The sequence below is a fragment of the Variovorax gracilis genome (genome assembly GCF_030317115.1).
GTDB lineage: Bacteria > Pseudomonadota > Gammaproteobacteria > Burkholderiales > Burkholderiaceae_C > Variovorax > Variovorax gracilis.
Window position 1 is genome coordinate 1 of record NZ_JASZYF010000042.1, and the last position, 13749, is coordinate 13749.

Below are 13749 nucleotides of genomic sequence, written 5' to 3' on the forward strand. Positions count from 1 at the left end.
CGACCATTCGACCTTCTCCAAGCACCGGCACGGGCGCTTCCGCGACAGCGACGCGTTGCGCCACGTCTTCGAGAACGTGCTGCGGCGCTGCATGAGCGAAGGCCTTGTACGTGGTGAAGGATTTGCGGTGGATGCCAGCATCATCAAGGCGGACGCCAAGCGCGCTCGCGGCGGCGTGGGGGCCGACACCACCGAGTGGAGCAAGGGCGATGGGCCAAGCCGCGCTGTGCGCGAATACCTTGCCGCCCTGGAAGAGAGCAATCCGACGGGCGACGATTCCGATGACCCGCCGGGGCCCTCGACCTCCGGGAAGAACATCTCGCTGACCGACCCTGCTGCGCAATGGACGGCCGCCCCAGGCGGCCCTGCCTTCTACGCCTACTCAACCAACTACCTGATCGACTTGCAGGCAGGAATCATCGTGGACGTCGAGGCAACGCCCGCACACCGCACGTCCGAAGTGGAATCGACCAAGACGATGATTGATCGCGTGGAGGAGCGCTTCGGCATGAAGCCCCAGCGCCTGGTTGGCGACACGGCCTATGGAACAGGCCCGATGCTCGGGTGGATGGTCGAGGACAAGGGCATCACGCCGCACGTACCCGTGTGGGACAGGAGCGAGCGCAAAGACGGCACGCTGTCGAGCAGTGAGTTCCGCTGGGATGAGCAAGCCAACGAATACCGCTGCCCGCAAGGCCACGCGCTCCTGAGCGATCGCCGCCAGTTCATCAAGCCGCGCACGCGTATCACCAAGGCCGGAACGATCCTCTACAGCGCCAGTCAGCATGACTGCGCCGCATGCCCGATGAAGCAGCAGTGCTGTCCCAATGTGCCGAACCGAAAGATCACGCGCAGCGTGCATGAGCGATCACGGGATGTAGCCCGCGAGCTCGCCGACACGCCGCAGTACAAGCAGTCTCGGCGCGATCGAAAGAAAGTTGAGATCCTCTTTGCGCACCTCAAGCGCATCCTCAAGCTGGATCGCCTGCGACTGCGCGGGCTGTCGGGTGCGCAAGATGAGTTCCTGCTGGCGGCAACCGCTCAGAACCTGAGGCGCATGGCAAAGCGATTGATGCCAGGCGTACAAGCAATGCACTTCAAGACGACGTGAAAACGCCCGCAGGAGCTTCGCGAACGATTCGATCCTGCTGACGAACTCGATACCCAAAGAATCCAGTGCTGCGTCGCGGGCGGCCCAAGGTTCGAGACGAGTTTTTCAACAGAATTGGCCAAAAGCCGACTGTCAACAAGCCCACCTGATGAAGCACCGATTGTCTGAGGCCCGCAAGACCGACCTTGGCGCGCCATCCGGCAAGACGGCCTCCGCACCGTAAAGTAGCGAGTCGGCGACGGCTCCTCGCGATGGACTGACTCAGGAGCAAGCCGCACCATTGCCCAACAGGCTTCGACATGAAGTCACGAGGAAGTCCGCCGATTTCTTCGGCTGGGCGGGCGACTGCATGGAACACGGGCGCACTGAGCCAGTTAAGCAGCAGTCAGCAGAAAAGCTGGCTTGTTTTCGACATTCAACGCCCGTGCGAACCTCGAAGTTTTGTCTACTTTGCGACACTTCGCGGTTGGCTGCTCGGCTTCTTGAGTTCGCGCCCTCGGACGCCGCCGCGGATAGTCCGCCCCTCGAAGCCCTTTTCTCTTTCCGCAGGGCCTCGAGCAAAGATGGGAGCGATTTGATGTTCTGAGGGTCAGCACAGTTCATTTGTCTCGGAACCCTGATCGCGGCGTATCCTACGCGTGGCAAGCAGTTCAAGCCGACCTCGCAGAATGAGGAGATGGAATGGCCGCTCGAAAACGCTGCATTCCGACGGGAGATGACGATTTCCGAACCGGCCGTGGCGCCACCACGCCAAGCTGGGACCGAGACGATGTCTAGCCGGCTGGAAAATCCAACGCTTTCGCCCGTGGCCGTCGACGGCGATCCATGGCTGAGACGCCCGCTCGAGGCGCCAGCCCTGCTAGCGTGGCGATGCGCAGCTGTCGGGTTTGCGCTCCTGGAGCTGTTTGTGTACTTCCGCTGGGTGCCGCGGTGGATGGATAGCTTGCTGAGCCAGGCACTGACCGCCCAGATGGAAGCTGGATCCTCGCTGCCTTATGTTGGACCAGTTTGGGCCGCCGGCGTGATCGCGATGGTTTGCGTGTCGTCGTGGTGCGCGATGGCCTTGATCATCCTCTGGAAGCGCTCGCGCGATCGATTCGGGATTCTGCTGTTCCTCGGTTTTGTCTCAGTCGGAGTAGTCAACTCGACAGACTTCACATCGCTGGTGAGGCACCATTCCGCAGATTCCGCGGCGCCGGTGGCGTTTATGGCAATGCTTTCCGCCAGCGCGCTATCGATCATGTGGTTCTTCGTGTTCCCAGATGGACGATTTGTGCCGCGCTGGGCTGCCTGGGTAGCCGGCGCCTGGATAGGCTGGAACGTTCTGCGGTTCAGCCTCTACCTCGCTGGTGCGCTTCCACACTGGTTGCTCACTCAAATCATTGTGATCGCGTTCGTTGTGACCAGCATGTGCACTTTGGTCGCCAGGTACCTCACCGGCTCCAGTGAGGTGCAACGCAATCAGCTGAAATGGCTCCTGCTCTGTGGGTTGGTTGCGCTGATGACGTACCTCGCTTTTTATTTAGTCAAGATTGCCAACCTCGACAGCGAAGCCCCCGGCTTCCTTTTCGGGGTCGCCTCGCAGGCGATGCATGCGACCGTCACGGCAGCGGGTGCGGTCGCCATGTTCATCGCGATATTTCGCCAGGGCCTTCTGGATGTGGATCGATGGATCAGTCGGACGCTCTTTTATTCCGCTCTGACGGCGGTCGTGCTGACCGCCTTTTTCATCGTGAGCGCGGTGGCATCGAGGCTGCTCAAGGATGTTGCCGGACAAACCTCGGATCTTGTGCTGGCCTTGCTGGCCCTACCCATGGCCATCGCTTTCCTGATCGTGCGCTCCAGGCTCTCAAGGCTTCTGGACACCCTGCTAAGCGAGCGTCGCATTTTGAGTGTGATGTTCATCGACATCGTCAACTCGACGGTGCTAGCCGTCGAGATGGGTGACGAGGCCTGGAGCGACAAGCTCGAGCGGTTCCGCACTGTCGTGCGACGCGCCCTGGACAACTTTGGCGGCATCGAGATCGACACTGCTGGCGACGGATTTTTCGCGACCTTTGCAGGACCGGCTGGGGCGATCCGATGCGCTGAAAGCATCATCGATGAAGTCCAACAGCTTGGGATCGCCGTACGGGCCGGCGTTCACACCGGCGAAGTCACACGTCGCGGAGATCGTGCCGTCGGGGTAGCCGTGCACGTGGGAGCACGGATCATGGCGCTTGCCGCTCCCAGCGAACTGCTGGTCTCAGGCGTCGTGCGCGACCTGGTGGCCGGATCACGAATTGATCTGGTCGAACGGGGCGAGCACCCGCTCAAGGGCTTGCCTGGGACGTTTCGCCTGTACGGGTTGGCTCACTAAGTTCGGCGCGCGGTCATTCAAGAACGGCTGGTTCCAATCCTCGGTTGCATTTTCGGTTCGAGCGCAGCGTCCAACGTCGGAATGGCAAACTTCAGCTGATGGGAAGTGGCCGTCCCAGCTTGCAAAGCGCATTGGCGCCACGCTGAAAGGGGATGTAAGGAGACGGGATTGAGCTATCTCCTCTCGAAATCATCAAAGATCGATCTATGACTCAGACTTATGCCCAACTCCTCGAACGCATAGCCTTGCTTCAGCGGGCTGCGGATGACATTCGAGACAAGGAAGTTGAGGGCGACGTCGCTCGCATCAAGGCACCTATCGCTCACTACGGTCTGACTGCAAAGCAACTCGGTTTCGGAGGCGTTCCGCACGCGAAGTCGTCCTTCAAGAAGGCTGACCAGAGCACCGTGCTAAGTACAGCGACGGCAAGGGCAAGGTCCGGTCTGGGATGGGGAAGCGGCCCTTGGCTCCGCGACGCCCCGGCCGCTGGAAGGTCGCTGGATCAATTTCGCGTGAGTGGCGCTGCCTCAACGGGAACTGGCGGGGCGGACAAAGAGAAAGCTCGCGAAGCGTCGGCCGTCGACGGTGCTCCACAGTGATGGCATCAATTCTTGGACCGGCCGCGGCCCGAAGCCGCCCTGGTTGAGGGAAGCGATTGCTGGCGGCAAGACGCTCGAGGATTTGAAACGCTAGCGCCTCGGAATGCCCCACCCTAGAACCAGCCTTGCGCGGGGCTTCGTAGCCGACGAAGGCGCTGTAGGCCGCAGCGGAGGCCTGCCCCGCTCCCGCCTCGACGAGGCTAGGCGTGTTGACGTCTCGCGTCAGACGAGTGGAGTCGATTAAGGCGGACATGCTGCGATTTGTCGAAGCGCTTGCAGAGTTGGCGTTATCCTCTATGTGAAGCATGGTCACCTGAATCCGTGACAAAGATCCGGCGTTGTCATCAAGGCTCCTTCGTCATCACTCCCCATGCCATGCTTCCGGATGGATCGACATAAAAAGCCTCCACCACTCCGGTTGCTCGCATGCGGTAGGTCACACGGTAACCGTCTCCAAATCTGAGGCGGAGTTCGTCATCAACGAATCTCCCGTCTCTCACCGTGTAGTCAGGCTGGTAGGTCTTCGAGATAAACAGATGGATGACGCGCGCGGTGTCGCGAGTAGCTTGCAGTACGGCCAGCTTGACGTCGCACGCCTGCCAAGCGCATGCCCATCCTGACCACTTCCCAAGCCACTTGGCGCGGTCAGCTGGAAGCATCGGCGAGGCCGGCTCAATCGGAAGTGGCTCTTGGAACGCTGCAGGGGTTGGGTTTTTGGAGGGCCCCGGCTGCATGCGTGTAATGTCCGGAGGCCAATAGGTTGGAGGTTCGTCGTTCGTGAAAGGCTGGGTCGGAATCAGTTGGCGCTCCAAAGTCCCCTTCATCTTGAATCCGCCCCGTTCGCTGACGACCTTCATCGTCCCATCCGCTTGGGGCGTGTAGGTGGCGACTGCACCGTTGATGAAGAGCACCAGATTTCCATTGATCAATCGACCCGGCACCCGGTACCAAAGAGAAGGGCCGCCCGCCATCTGCCCGCGGCCAGTTCCGATGGACCAAACGACCCACGCCAGGCCCGGAACCATCCTCTCGACGATGATCGCGTGCTCTTGCTGCATCTGCGAACCAATGAGCGTGCCCACCCATTTTCCGGAAATCGGCTTGAAATCGGCCGGGACGGGGGGGGACGGCTCCATGACAAACGCGTCATCAGGGATCGGTGCGTCGAACACTCCGGCGGCGGCGGACATGGCAAACCCAGTTGCGAGTGCGGCGATGAGACCGACAGATGGCTTGAGCGACATGGATTCCTCCAATCGATTCTGTCGCGCTGGCATTCTGCCTTCTGGGTCCGGTCCAAACCATCCTACGCCGAGATGATGCTCGCCGAGCCATCTTATGGCTGCTGGTGCGACGGAAGGTTATCGCATATAGCCGCCGGGGAGCCGCGTTTGGGGGGCAGGAGAACGTCAAGGGTTGTGGGACAGCTGTCCGGCAGACGCGCAGCGCATGGATCGACCACGACCTGAGGGCAGATGTCCCTCAACCCTTGACGAGAGCGGTCCTATCGGACTTGCCCCGTAGCACGTCGATCGATCCGCCTGCAGTCTTCTCGTAGACGTCCGGACGGTGCCAGTGACCGGACTTCTTCTGGCGACTGGCTGTAGGTCCGCAAACGCTGCGCAGTGCACCTCGCTGCCTGCGGCGACTGGCCTATGCCTGGTTACCGAGTTTCGCCCGCTCGCGAATACCATGCCGTGCGCGACCGGTCGCACGGTCCGATGGCGGTGACTGGTCTGAACAGACGGAGATCGATGCGCCTATAGTTGGTGAACCAAAGTGGTCTCAAGGAGCGAGTGATGAAGATTGCCGGGAACGTTCCGTCCAGCTTCGTTGGCGAAGGTGGGCCCAGAAGGTCCTTCTGTATCGCTCTGAAGGTCGAACTGGTGGCTGAGGCGAGGGCGGCGGGGATAAACGTCGCGCAAGCAGCCGAGTCCGGGCTTGCGGCGGCCGTAGCGGCTCGTCGCAAAGAGCTTTGGCTGGCCGAAAACGCGACTGCGCTTCAGAGCTCAAACACGTACGTCGAGCAGAACGGCTTGCCTCTTTCTAAATGGACGCATCGAACGACGGCAAGAGGCCCTAGCTCGAGTTCTGACCTAACCAGCCGGGGCAGTACCCGTGTATGACGGAAAGCGCCGGATTGCGGGTGTTCGCGTTGCAGTCAGGGAAGGACAGCTTTCGCTTGCAACGGCCCCCTTTCTTGCATTCAAGAGCAGCGTTGCCAGCGTTGCATACACGTCGACGTCGATGCAGTATCGAATCTTTGATATGGGTTGCAGACTGTGAGGATCACCGTCACCATCGACGACGAGCTGTTTAACAAGGCACTGGAGATGGCCGACCCCAATATTGGTCGGAAAGAAATCTTCCGCGAAGTCTTCAAGTCGTTCATTCAAGTGCAAGCGGCCAAGCGGCTCATCGCGCTGGGCGGTTCTGCTCGAGACATGAAACCCGTGCGCCGGCGCCGTCAGGAACCCGATCGGTGAGCGGAGCAGCATCTGCACCTTGAGACGCTCCCTCAGCGAAGGAATCGAAGTGCGAAGCTCCCGTCAGGGAAAGACCGCGGCAGAGTTCCGATCGGCCTTATGAACGGCACGAAGAGGCGCGGCTCCGGCCAGCCGCCCATCTGCGAAGACCGCGGTCGGGCGCACTTGGCCGCAACCGCTCCGTCCGCCGTCGCTTGAAGCACGCACATCTGCAATGATTGAGCGTCCCGCTTTCGAGGAAGCATCGTGTTGACCATCCACCATCTCGGAAAGTCGCAATCAGAGCGTATCGTGTGGCTCTGCGAGGAGCTCGGTCTGACGTACGAGATCAAACACTATGTGCGGGATCCGGTCACCTCGCTGGCACCACCGGAGCTGGTTGCACTGCACCCTCTCGGCACGGCGCCCGTGATCAGTGACGGGGATGTGTTACTCGCGGAGTCGGGCGCCATCGTCGAATACATCATCGCGAAGTACGGCCACGGCCAGCTTACGCTCGGACCGGACCATCCAGACTACGTTGACTACATCTTCTGGTGGCACTACGCGAACGGAAATTTCCAGCCGAACATGGGCCGCAACATGTTCCTGCGAAGACTGCACGTGCCGCCTGACAATCCCATCGCAGCCCGCCTGAACAGCCGGCTCGAGGGAGCATTCGCGCTGATCGAGAAGCGCCTTGGCGATGTACCGTTCCTGGCCGGCCAGAACCTCACCGCCGCAGACATCATGACCTTCTTCTCGCTGACGACGATGCGCTACTTCATGCCCTTTGACCTGACACCTTATCCCAGCATCCTGGCGTACCTGCAGCGAATTGCGGGGCGGGACGCCTACCAGCATGCCATGCGCAAGGGCGATCCCGGCATGCCGCTTCTGCTGACTTGAGGACTCGCTCGGGGTCGGGAGGGATGCCCGACCGCACTCGTCGGCTCCAGTCTCCTTTGGAGCGCTTGAAGGGCAGCCGCCTTGCGGGCGGCGCCGTCTATTCGAGCATCCGAGCTGTTTCGCTGTTGAGCAGGTCGCCCGCTCGGTAATAGCCCATAAAAACCTCAAAACTCCGATGCCCCGTCATCTTCATGGCCTCCCCAGGTGGCATTTGCCGGCGCCCGGCTTCGGTCACAAAGCCGGAGCGCAGTGAATGTGCGGAGAAGCGTCCCTCGAGTCCTGCAAGTTTTGCTCGAGCCATGACGATCTTGCGAACTGCTCGAGGTGCCAGGGGTTCATCGAGAATCTGGCCGCTCTTCAGGATGCGCCTGAACACTGGCCCTCGTTGCACCCCGCTTAGCTGCAGCCAGCTTCGCAGTGCATTTGCTGCGCGCCCTACAACGGGCTTCTGGGTCGAGTCGTCGACCCGCCCCTCTTGATTGCTTTTGGAATACGTCAGCAAGTAGATGTAGCCGCGTTCGCCGTGATCGGTCAGGTTCTCCATGGTGGCGGTGGAAACCTCGGAGCGCCTACGTCCTCCGCTGGCCCACGCAAAGAGAATCAATGCCCGATCGCGTACGCCGCAGGGCGACATGTCGCAGGTGTTCAGCAAGGGCTCCAGCAGCTCGCGGGTGAGGGCGGCTTGTTGACGAGGACGCACCTGACGCCGAGCGTAACCAACCCGCACTGTACGCAACACCTCACGCACGCCTACATCTGCGCACGGGTTGTCCAGATTGCGAAGCTGGTGCGCCTTGGAGAGCACAGATAGGCGGTGGGCCAAGGTGTTCAACGCCAGTGGCCCCGGCTTTCCTTTGAAGCGCGTGGCTACCAGCAGTCGGTCGATCGCATCTGGCAAATCGTGCAGAAGACGGGCAGGGTTGTTGCTGCCAGGCGTGCTGCGCTGCTCGTCGTCAACGTCCATGCGTTGCGCATGATCGACGATGAACTGAAGCACAGCAGGTACGGGTACCGGAAATTCAAGCGCGTGGCCGTATCGTGCTGCGAACCAAGCACCCCAATAGCGCATCGCGGCGGCATAGGACGCTTGGGTGTTCGACGATTGCCCCTGCTGCAACAGTTCCCGCACTGAGGCTTCGGTAATGCTTGAAAGTGCTTCGGGCGCCAGGGTGGGGACGTCGAGCGGCCGGAGCGCTGCCAGAGCTCGAGGATCGACTTTCGAACTGACTGGCGAGAGCGGTTGAGCCGAGTCCACCGCGGCAGCCGACGTCTGCACTGCTGAGGACGAGACCAGGGCGTGACTGGGCGCCGAGGAGCCCGGCCGCTGGGAAGGATCGACGCGCCGACGAGAAGCCATGACAATGCTCCCGGATCAATCCGCGATGATGGCGCGCATCGAGCCGCGCTTCAAGGCGCCGGGGCCCGGGGGAGGGCGGCGGTAGCTCGGTGCTGCGGGAGGGCGATAAAGAGTGGTTACCGATCCCGATCAGCCCAATGAGCCGAATTGCAGCGAGGCCAGCGCAACTCGGGCTGCCGAATTGCCGAATGGCGCCGGCTGCAAAGCTGAACTACCCGGGCGTTCTGGGCGAACGACAAATCACCTCTCAACTTGACGTTTGCCGACTCCGTTTGAGAGAACGGTGTTCGGTGACATTTGCTCGTTCACCGCAGGCGGCTACCCCTGCAGACGCGGACGACGAATGCTCAGTAAAGAGCAGAGATGAAGGATCGCCATGAAGTATCGCTGCCTCGGGTCGCGCAGCTGTTCGTCTGCGCCTTTGACAGTGCGGTCAATGGCCTTCAGATTCGCGCACCGACTTCCAATGGCATCGCTGTTGAAGTCGCGCACGGACAAGTCATGCGCGAAGAGGTTTCGAATCTTCCTGATTACATCTAGATCACCTTTGGTCTCCTTGGTGATCAGGCCGATAGCTCGTGCCAGCTTGATCCGTGCGGCAAATGTGCCCACTGGCTCTCTTAGCAGGTCATTGACGGTTTCGGGATCATCCACGAGGTCATATAGAAGACTTTCTTCAAGTCGGCCTTCGAGGTATGAGCAACCAAGTATCGCCGCCGCACGATCACTGAGCAACTCCAGCTCTTCGATCGTCTCTCGCTCGTGGTCATCAGCATAGTCCCAAGCCACTAGACCAAGAATGGGACGTCGCATCAGTTTGCCTTTCATGAACGATGAAAGGCTGCTAGCGTAGCCGATCCGATCCGCCCTTTCCCAGAACAACGAAAGGTGCGCCTCCAAGGCGTCCAAGCGGTTGCCTTCTACACAACAGCCCATTTTGGCCGAGCGCACGTCCAGGATCTCGCTCACCAGTCTCAGCATGTGCTTCGCCAGCCATTGCGCCATGCTCTGCTTCTTGTCTGCGGTGTCAAATGAGTAAGTGCCAAGGTAGTGCTTCCCGTGTTTGGAAATCTCGCGGCCGATCCTGGGCTCCGCGACCTTCTCGTAGGTCACGAGGATGGAGCGTTCTCCAGATCGGCAAGTAGGGCCTTGGCCTCTCGCAGGTCCATCGATTCCTGGACCTCAAAGGTCGAATACATGGGCTTCAGCAAGGCCGCCCCCTCGCGGTCCCGGCCAATAAGCACAAACAGGCGGCACAGGTCGCACACCGCTCTTAAAGCAAAAACGCTCCATCCCTGTCGAGCCGCAATCGCCAACGCCTCCCGGTAGGCTTCCTCGGCGCCATGAAGATCACCCTCCGATTGGAGCAGCCGCCCGCTGAGCCGCCGGAGTTCGGCTTCATAAAATCGTTCTTCCGTGCTCGCCTGCACGGCCTGCGCCTGAGCCAGAAATGGGCGCGCCTCCTTGGGGCGACCCGCCCGCATGAGGTGGTCAGCCCCAACAGCCAGCAACTCGGGCAAGTGAAACTTTCCGCCGAAATTTGCCCAGAGATCGCAGCCGCGCTGAACGAGCTCGATACCTTCTTCAAGGTTCCCGAGCGCAATCCTCGCCCGCCCAAGGAGAACCAAGCTGGTGGAAACGCGCGTCTTGATTCCGAAGCGCTCCGAGAACTCGATCAGGGCCACCGCCATCGTTTCCGCCTGCGCAAAGCTCCCCTTGGTCAGTTCGACTTGCACTGCCGCTTGCGTAGCCCATGCGATCGTCGGAGGGTGGCCTCCGGCCTCGGCGATTCTCATGGCATCGGCGGTGACTGATGAGGCTTGATTGAAGTGCCCGCAAAACGTCGCACACCTTGCCATATAGGCGCGAATAGCGATTGCGGGGTCGGCGCCTCCGATCGGATGGACGTGGGTCAACCTGATCGCGTCATCGAGTTCCATGGCGGCCTCAAGCGAGTCCCAGGACGGGCGCGAATTCCCTAGGAGAAAGTTGGACACTCCAAGGATGGTCAATGCTTCAATGCGGAGTGCGGCAGGCAGCGAATCGATGGCCTCGGCCGAGACTTGGCTGATACTTCGGATGACCTCCCCTGGACGTCCGGCACCAAACAGCGTTGGAGCTGAGCTTGCCCAGGCACGCACGAAATCGTTCAGGCGCCCCAGTTCTTGCGCAATCTCCCGCGCTCGTTCGTAGCTGCGGTAGGTCTCCCGAGATCCATAGCCATGGGAAACGCTGAGGGCATGCCCCTGTTTCAGGCTCAAGGTCAATTCAGATTCACTCCGATCGGTGCTGGCAGGCTGTCGGGCTAGCAGTAGCAGAGCGCTGGCGAAATGAGTCGCGGCTTCAGCCACGGCCGCGCGGCGCCAGGCGATGTCGCCCGCGGCATGCCAGCACCGGATCGCCTCCAGCTCATTGCCACCTTCTTGATGATGCAGAGCCAATAATTCAGGCCTGGTGGACGCGAGGTCGGGCTGATCACGTTCCAAGACGAGGGCGATTCTCTCGTGCAGAGAGGCGCGCCGCGCCCTCACCAGGCTGTTGTACGCGATGTCCCGTATCAGGGCGTGCTTGAACGAGAAGAGGACCTCAGGGTGCGTGCTGCGCATAAACACTATTTCGGCGCGAACCAATTCCTCCAGCGCCTCGTCGAAGGCGGCCTGCGGCATCTGCATAACCGCCGACAGCAGTTGTTGGCCGAATTCACGCCCGATCGTCGCCGCGACCTGTGCAACCTCCTTTCCTTGCCCCAAACGGTCCAGGCGCGCCATCAGGGAATCCTGAAGGGTCGAAGGGATTGCCGAGGCCTGCGCCGGGCCAGCGCCCGGCAGAGCCTTTGATTTGGACCCGGCAAGGTCGATGACTGTCTTGGTCAATTCTTCGATGAAGAGGGGCATGCCCTCTGTCTTCTGGATGATCTCCGCCACATCCTCGCGCGGCAGTGCATTGGCGCCCGCCACCGCCTCCACGAGCAACGCCGCTTGACGGTGGTTAAGCTTGTTCACCGGCAGGCGGGTCAGGCTCAGAGAATCTCCCCAAGAGGGGGAATACTCTGGTCTCGAGGTGATCAAGAACATCACCCGCGCGTCTCGTAGTTGGTCGATAGCCTTTCCGATCCATTCTTCGGTTGTCGGATCGATCCAGTGTGCATCCTCCGGGATCAGAAGGACCGGGCAGATTCTCGAGAACGAGCGAACGATGTCCGTGAGAGCCTGCAACGTTTGCTCCTTTTGTTGGAGGCGCGTCGCATCGGCGGCCATTCGATCGGCTTCACCCAGGGGCGCCACCAATCTGACTAGGCAATCGAGCGGCGCTCGCTCCAAACTCGTGCCGTGGTCACCAAGATACCTGGCCAGCATCGCTTCCCGTTCGGCGGCCGAATGCGCTGGCGTGACTTGGGCGGCAATCTCAAGCGCCCTGGCTACCGGATACAAGGCACTGTTGCGATGGGATGGCGAACACTGAAGCAAGATGGCCTGAAACGGGGTGGTGCCATCGATGCGATTCCTGAAGGTCTGCGCAAGTCGCGATTTACCGATGCCTGCCTCGCCCGAGATCAAGACGACCTGTGCCTCACCATCACACGCCGTGGACCATCGATCCAGGAGCAGGGCGACCTCGCCATCACGCCCGACAAATGGCGACAGTTGGTGCGCATGGGATGCCTCGAACCGGCTGGGCGCCTGACGCTCGCGGATCACTCGCCAGGCCGGCGTCGGTCCGCTGAAGCCTTTCAGGTTCACCTCTCCCAACAGCTCAAGCTCGAAGGCGTTCCCGACAATCGCCCGGGTCCGCTCAGAAATCACAAGCCTTCCGGGTTCGGCGACGCCTTGGAGTCGTGCGGCCAGGTTGAGCGTTTCACCCGTGGCGGACAGTTCGGACGCTGGCGTCCCCACACCTCCACGCCCGACGACCACCAGCCCCGTTGCGATTCCAATCCTCGTCTGCAAGCCATCCGTCGTCCCAGGCAAGCCCTCAATCTTCGAGACGGCCGAGATCACGTCCAAACCAGCACGAACCGAGGCGGCCACGCCGTCCTCGCTTGCGTGCGGATACCCGAAATAGACCAGCACTCCATCGCCAAGAAACTGCGCAACGTAGCCGGCATGACGTGCGACGGCAGTCGAGACTGCCTGGTGATAGGTTTCGACTACTTGCCGAAGGTCTTCAGGGTCCAGCTTGGTGGACATCTCCGTGGAGGCAACCATGTCGCAAAACATCACCGAAAGCTGCCTGCGCTCGGTCAATAGGTCCGCGGTCTGGGTCTGCGCCTCTATGACCGCATGCGTCGGGGGTGCTGCCGCATCGATCGCCACCCGAGGCGCATCGACCGACAATGCTGCGAAGGCCTTGAGGAGGCGTTTGCGATCGCCAAGAGCGGAGATACCAATCGTCTCCAGATCGCCATCGGTGAGATCCGGCAGAAGATCGAACTCGATCCTATGCACGAGGAACAGCGGTGCGCAATGGGCCATACCCATCGCCTCAAGCAAAGCGGTGATGTTTCCCATGAGGCTTCCAATGGACCCGACAGCCGCATTGGATCGCATCCGCCCGGATATTTGAAGCGGCTTTCTTCGCGGTCCTATGGAATGCCGTTTCGCAACTAGGCCGTCGTCTCGACGCGCCACGCTCGCTCGAAGGCGCGCAGGCCGGCTGAAAAGCCATCGAACTCGACAGATCCCACGTCGCAGGGGAGTCAACCCATCGTCCTGCCTAGTTGCCTTTCCGGCGCCGGCGAACATGCCCCGCAGGAATGGCTCGCTGCGCTGGACACATTCGCCGCCAGGACTTTCCGCCTCAGTGACGGTCCGCTCCGGCATTGGAGGTGCCGCAACGGGCGCGGGCTCGACGAACACCACCGAAAGCGACGCCTCGACGATCTATACCGAAGGAGGAGGGCGCTCGGCGATTCCTGGCGGCTCGATCTCAAGGGGAGGCGGTGCTGGCGC

General features: G+C 61.1%; 10 protein-coding genes. 6 read left to right on the forward strand and 4 right to left on the reverse strand.

Features of this window, described 5'->3' with window-relative positions; all coding sequences use genetic code 11:
* The 3 genes from QTH97_RS33555 to QTH97_RS37190 form a co-directional block, all read left to right on the forward strand.
* A partial coding sequence (locus tag QTH97_RS33555; RefSeq protein ID WP_286572916.1) for a transposase occupies nucleotides 1-1111 on the forward strand: 1111 nt, incomplete at its 5' end.
* A 676-nt stretch (nucleotides 1112-1787) separates the two neighbouring features.
* Nucleotides 1788-3470 (forward strand): adenylate/guanylate cyclase domain-containing protein, encoded by a 1683-nt coding sequence (locus tag QTH97_RS33560; protein WP_286572917.1) that lies wholly within the window; start codon nucleotides 1788-1790, stop codon nucleotides 3468-3470.
* Between the two features lie 585 nt (nucleotides 3471-4055).
* The gene (locus tag QTH97_RS37190) at nucleotides 4056-4163 is read left to right on the forward strand and encodes an H-NS family nucleoid-associated regulatory protein (protein ID WP_444813507.1); all 108 of its coding nucleotides are present in this window, start codon (nucleotides 4056-4058) and stop codon (nucleotides 4161-4163) included.
* A gap of 250 nt (nucleotides 4164-4413) precedes the next feature.
* Here the strand turns inward: QTH97_RS37190 and QTH97_RS33565 are convergent, their stop codons facing one another.
* The gene (locus tag QTH97_RS33565) at nucleotides 4414-5313 is read right to left on the reverse strand and encodes a hypothetical protein (protein ID WP_286572918.1); all 900 of its coding nucleotides are present in this window, start codon (nucleotides 5311-5313) and stop codon (nucleotides 4414-4416) included.
* A gap of 555 nt (nucleotides 5314-5868) precedes the next feature.
* Between QTH97_RS33565 and QTH97_RS33570 the strand changes: the two genes are divergently transcribed.
* The 3 genes from QTH97_RS33570 to QTH97_RS33580 all read left to right on the forward strand — a co-directional run bounded on the left by QTH97_RS33570 (nucleotide 5869) and on the right by QTH97_RS33580 (nucleotide 7443).
* Nucleotides 5869-6195: a type II toxin-antitoxin system CcdA family antitoxin gene (locus QTH97_RS33570; RefSeq protein ID WP_286572919.1), complete on the forward strand. Its 327-nt coding sequence runs from the start codon at nucleotides 5869-5871 to the stop codon at nucleotides 6193-6195.
* Nucleotides 6196-6351: 156 nt separating this feature from the next.
* Complete coding sequence (locus tag QTH97_RS33575) at nucleotides 6352-6555, forward strand: type II toxin-antitoxin system VapB family antitoxin (RefSeq protein ID WP_286572920.1); 204 nt, start codon at nucleotides 6352-6354, stop codon at nucleotides 6553-6555.
* A 246-nt stretch (nucleotides 6556-6801) separates the two neighbouring features.
* Nucleotides 6802-7443: a glutathione S-transferase family protein gene (locus tag QTH97_RS33580; RefSeq protein ID WP_286572921.1), complete on the forward strand. Its 642-nt coding sequence runs from the start codon at nucleotides 6802-6804 to the stop codon at nucleotides 7441-7443.
* Between the two features lie 97 nt (nucleotides 7444-7540).
* On the opposite strand, the gene QTH97_RS33585 is transcribed toward QTH97_RS33580, so the two are convergent.
* The 3 genes from QTH97_RS33585 to QTH97_RS33595 form a co-directional block, all read right to left on the reverse strand.
* Nucleotides 7541-8800, reverse strand: coding sequence for a site-specific integrase (locus tag QTH97_RS33585; RefSeq protein WP_286572922.1), 1260 nt, complete (start codon nucleotides 8798-8800; stop codon nucleotides 7541-7543).
* A 318-nt stretch (nucleotides 8801-9118) separates the two neighbouring features.
* Entirely contained in the window at nucleotides 9119-9913 is a 795-nt protein-coding gene (locus QTH97_RS33590) for a hypothetical protein (protein ID WP_286572923.1), read from the reverse strand.
* Entirely contained in the window at nucleotides 9910-13308 is a 3399-nt protein-coding gene (locus tag QTH97_RS33595) for an ATP-binding protein (RefSeq protein ID WP_286572924.1), read from the reverse strand. Before QTH97_RS33595 ends, QTH97_RS33590 begins: the two co-directional genes overlap by 4 nt.
* Nucleotides 13309-13749: the final 441 nt, after the last annotated feature.

Coding starts and splice junctions, on each gene's coding strand:
- QTH97_RS33565 (WP_286572918.1), bottom strand. CDS start 5,313: ATGTCGCTCAAGCCATCTGTCGGTCTCATCGCCGCACTCGCAACTGGG.
- QTH97_RS33585 (WP_286572922.1), bottom strand. CDS start 8,800: ATGGCTTCTCGTCGGCGCGTCGATCCTTCCCAGCGGCCGGGCTCCTCG.
- QTH97_RS33595 (WP_286572924.1), bottom strand. CDS start 13,308: ATGGGAAACATCACCGCTTTGCTTGAGGCGATGGGTATGGCCCATTGC.
- QTH97_RS33570 (WP_286572919.1), top strand. CDS start 5,869: ATGAAGATTGCCGGGAACGTTCCGTCCAGCTTCGTTGGCGAAGGTGGG.
- QTH97_RS33560 (WP_286572917.1), top strand. CDS start 1,788: ATGGAATGGCCGCTCGAAAACGCTGCATTCCGACGGGAGATGACGATT.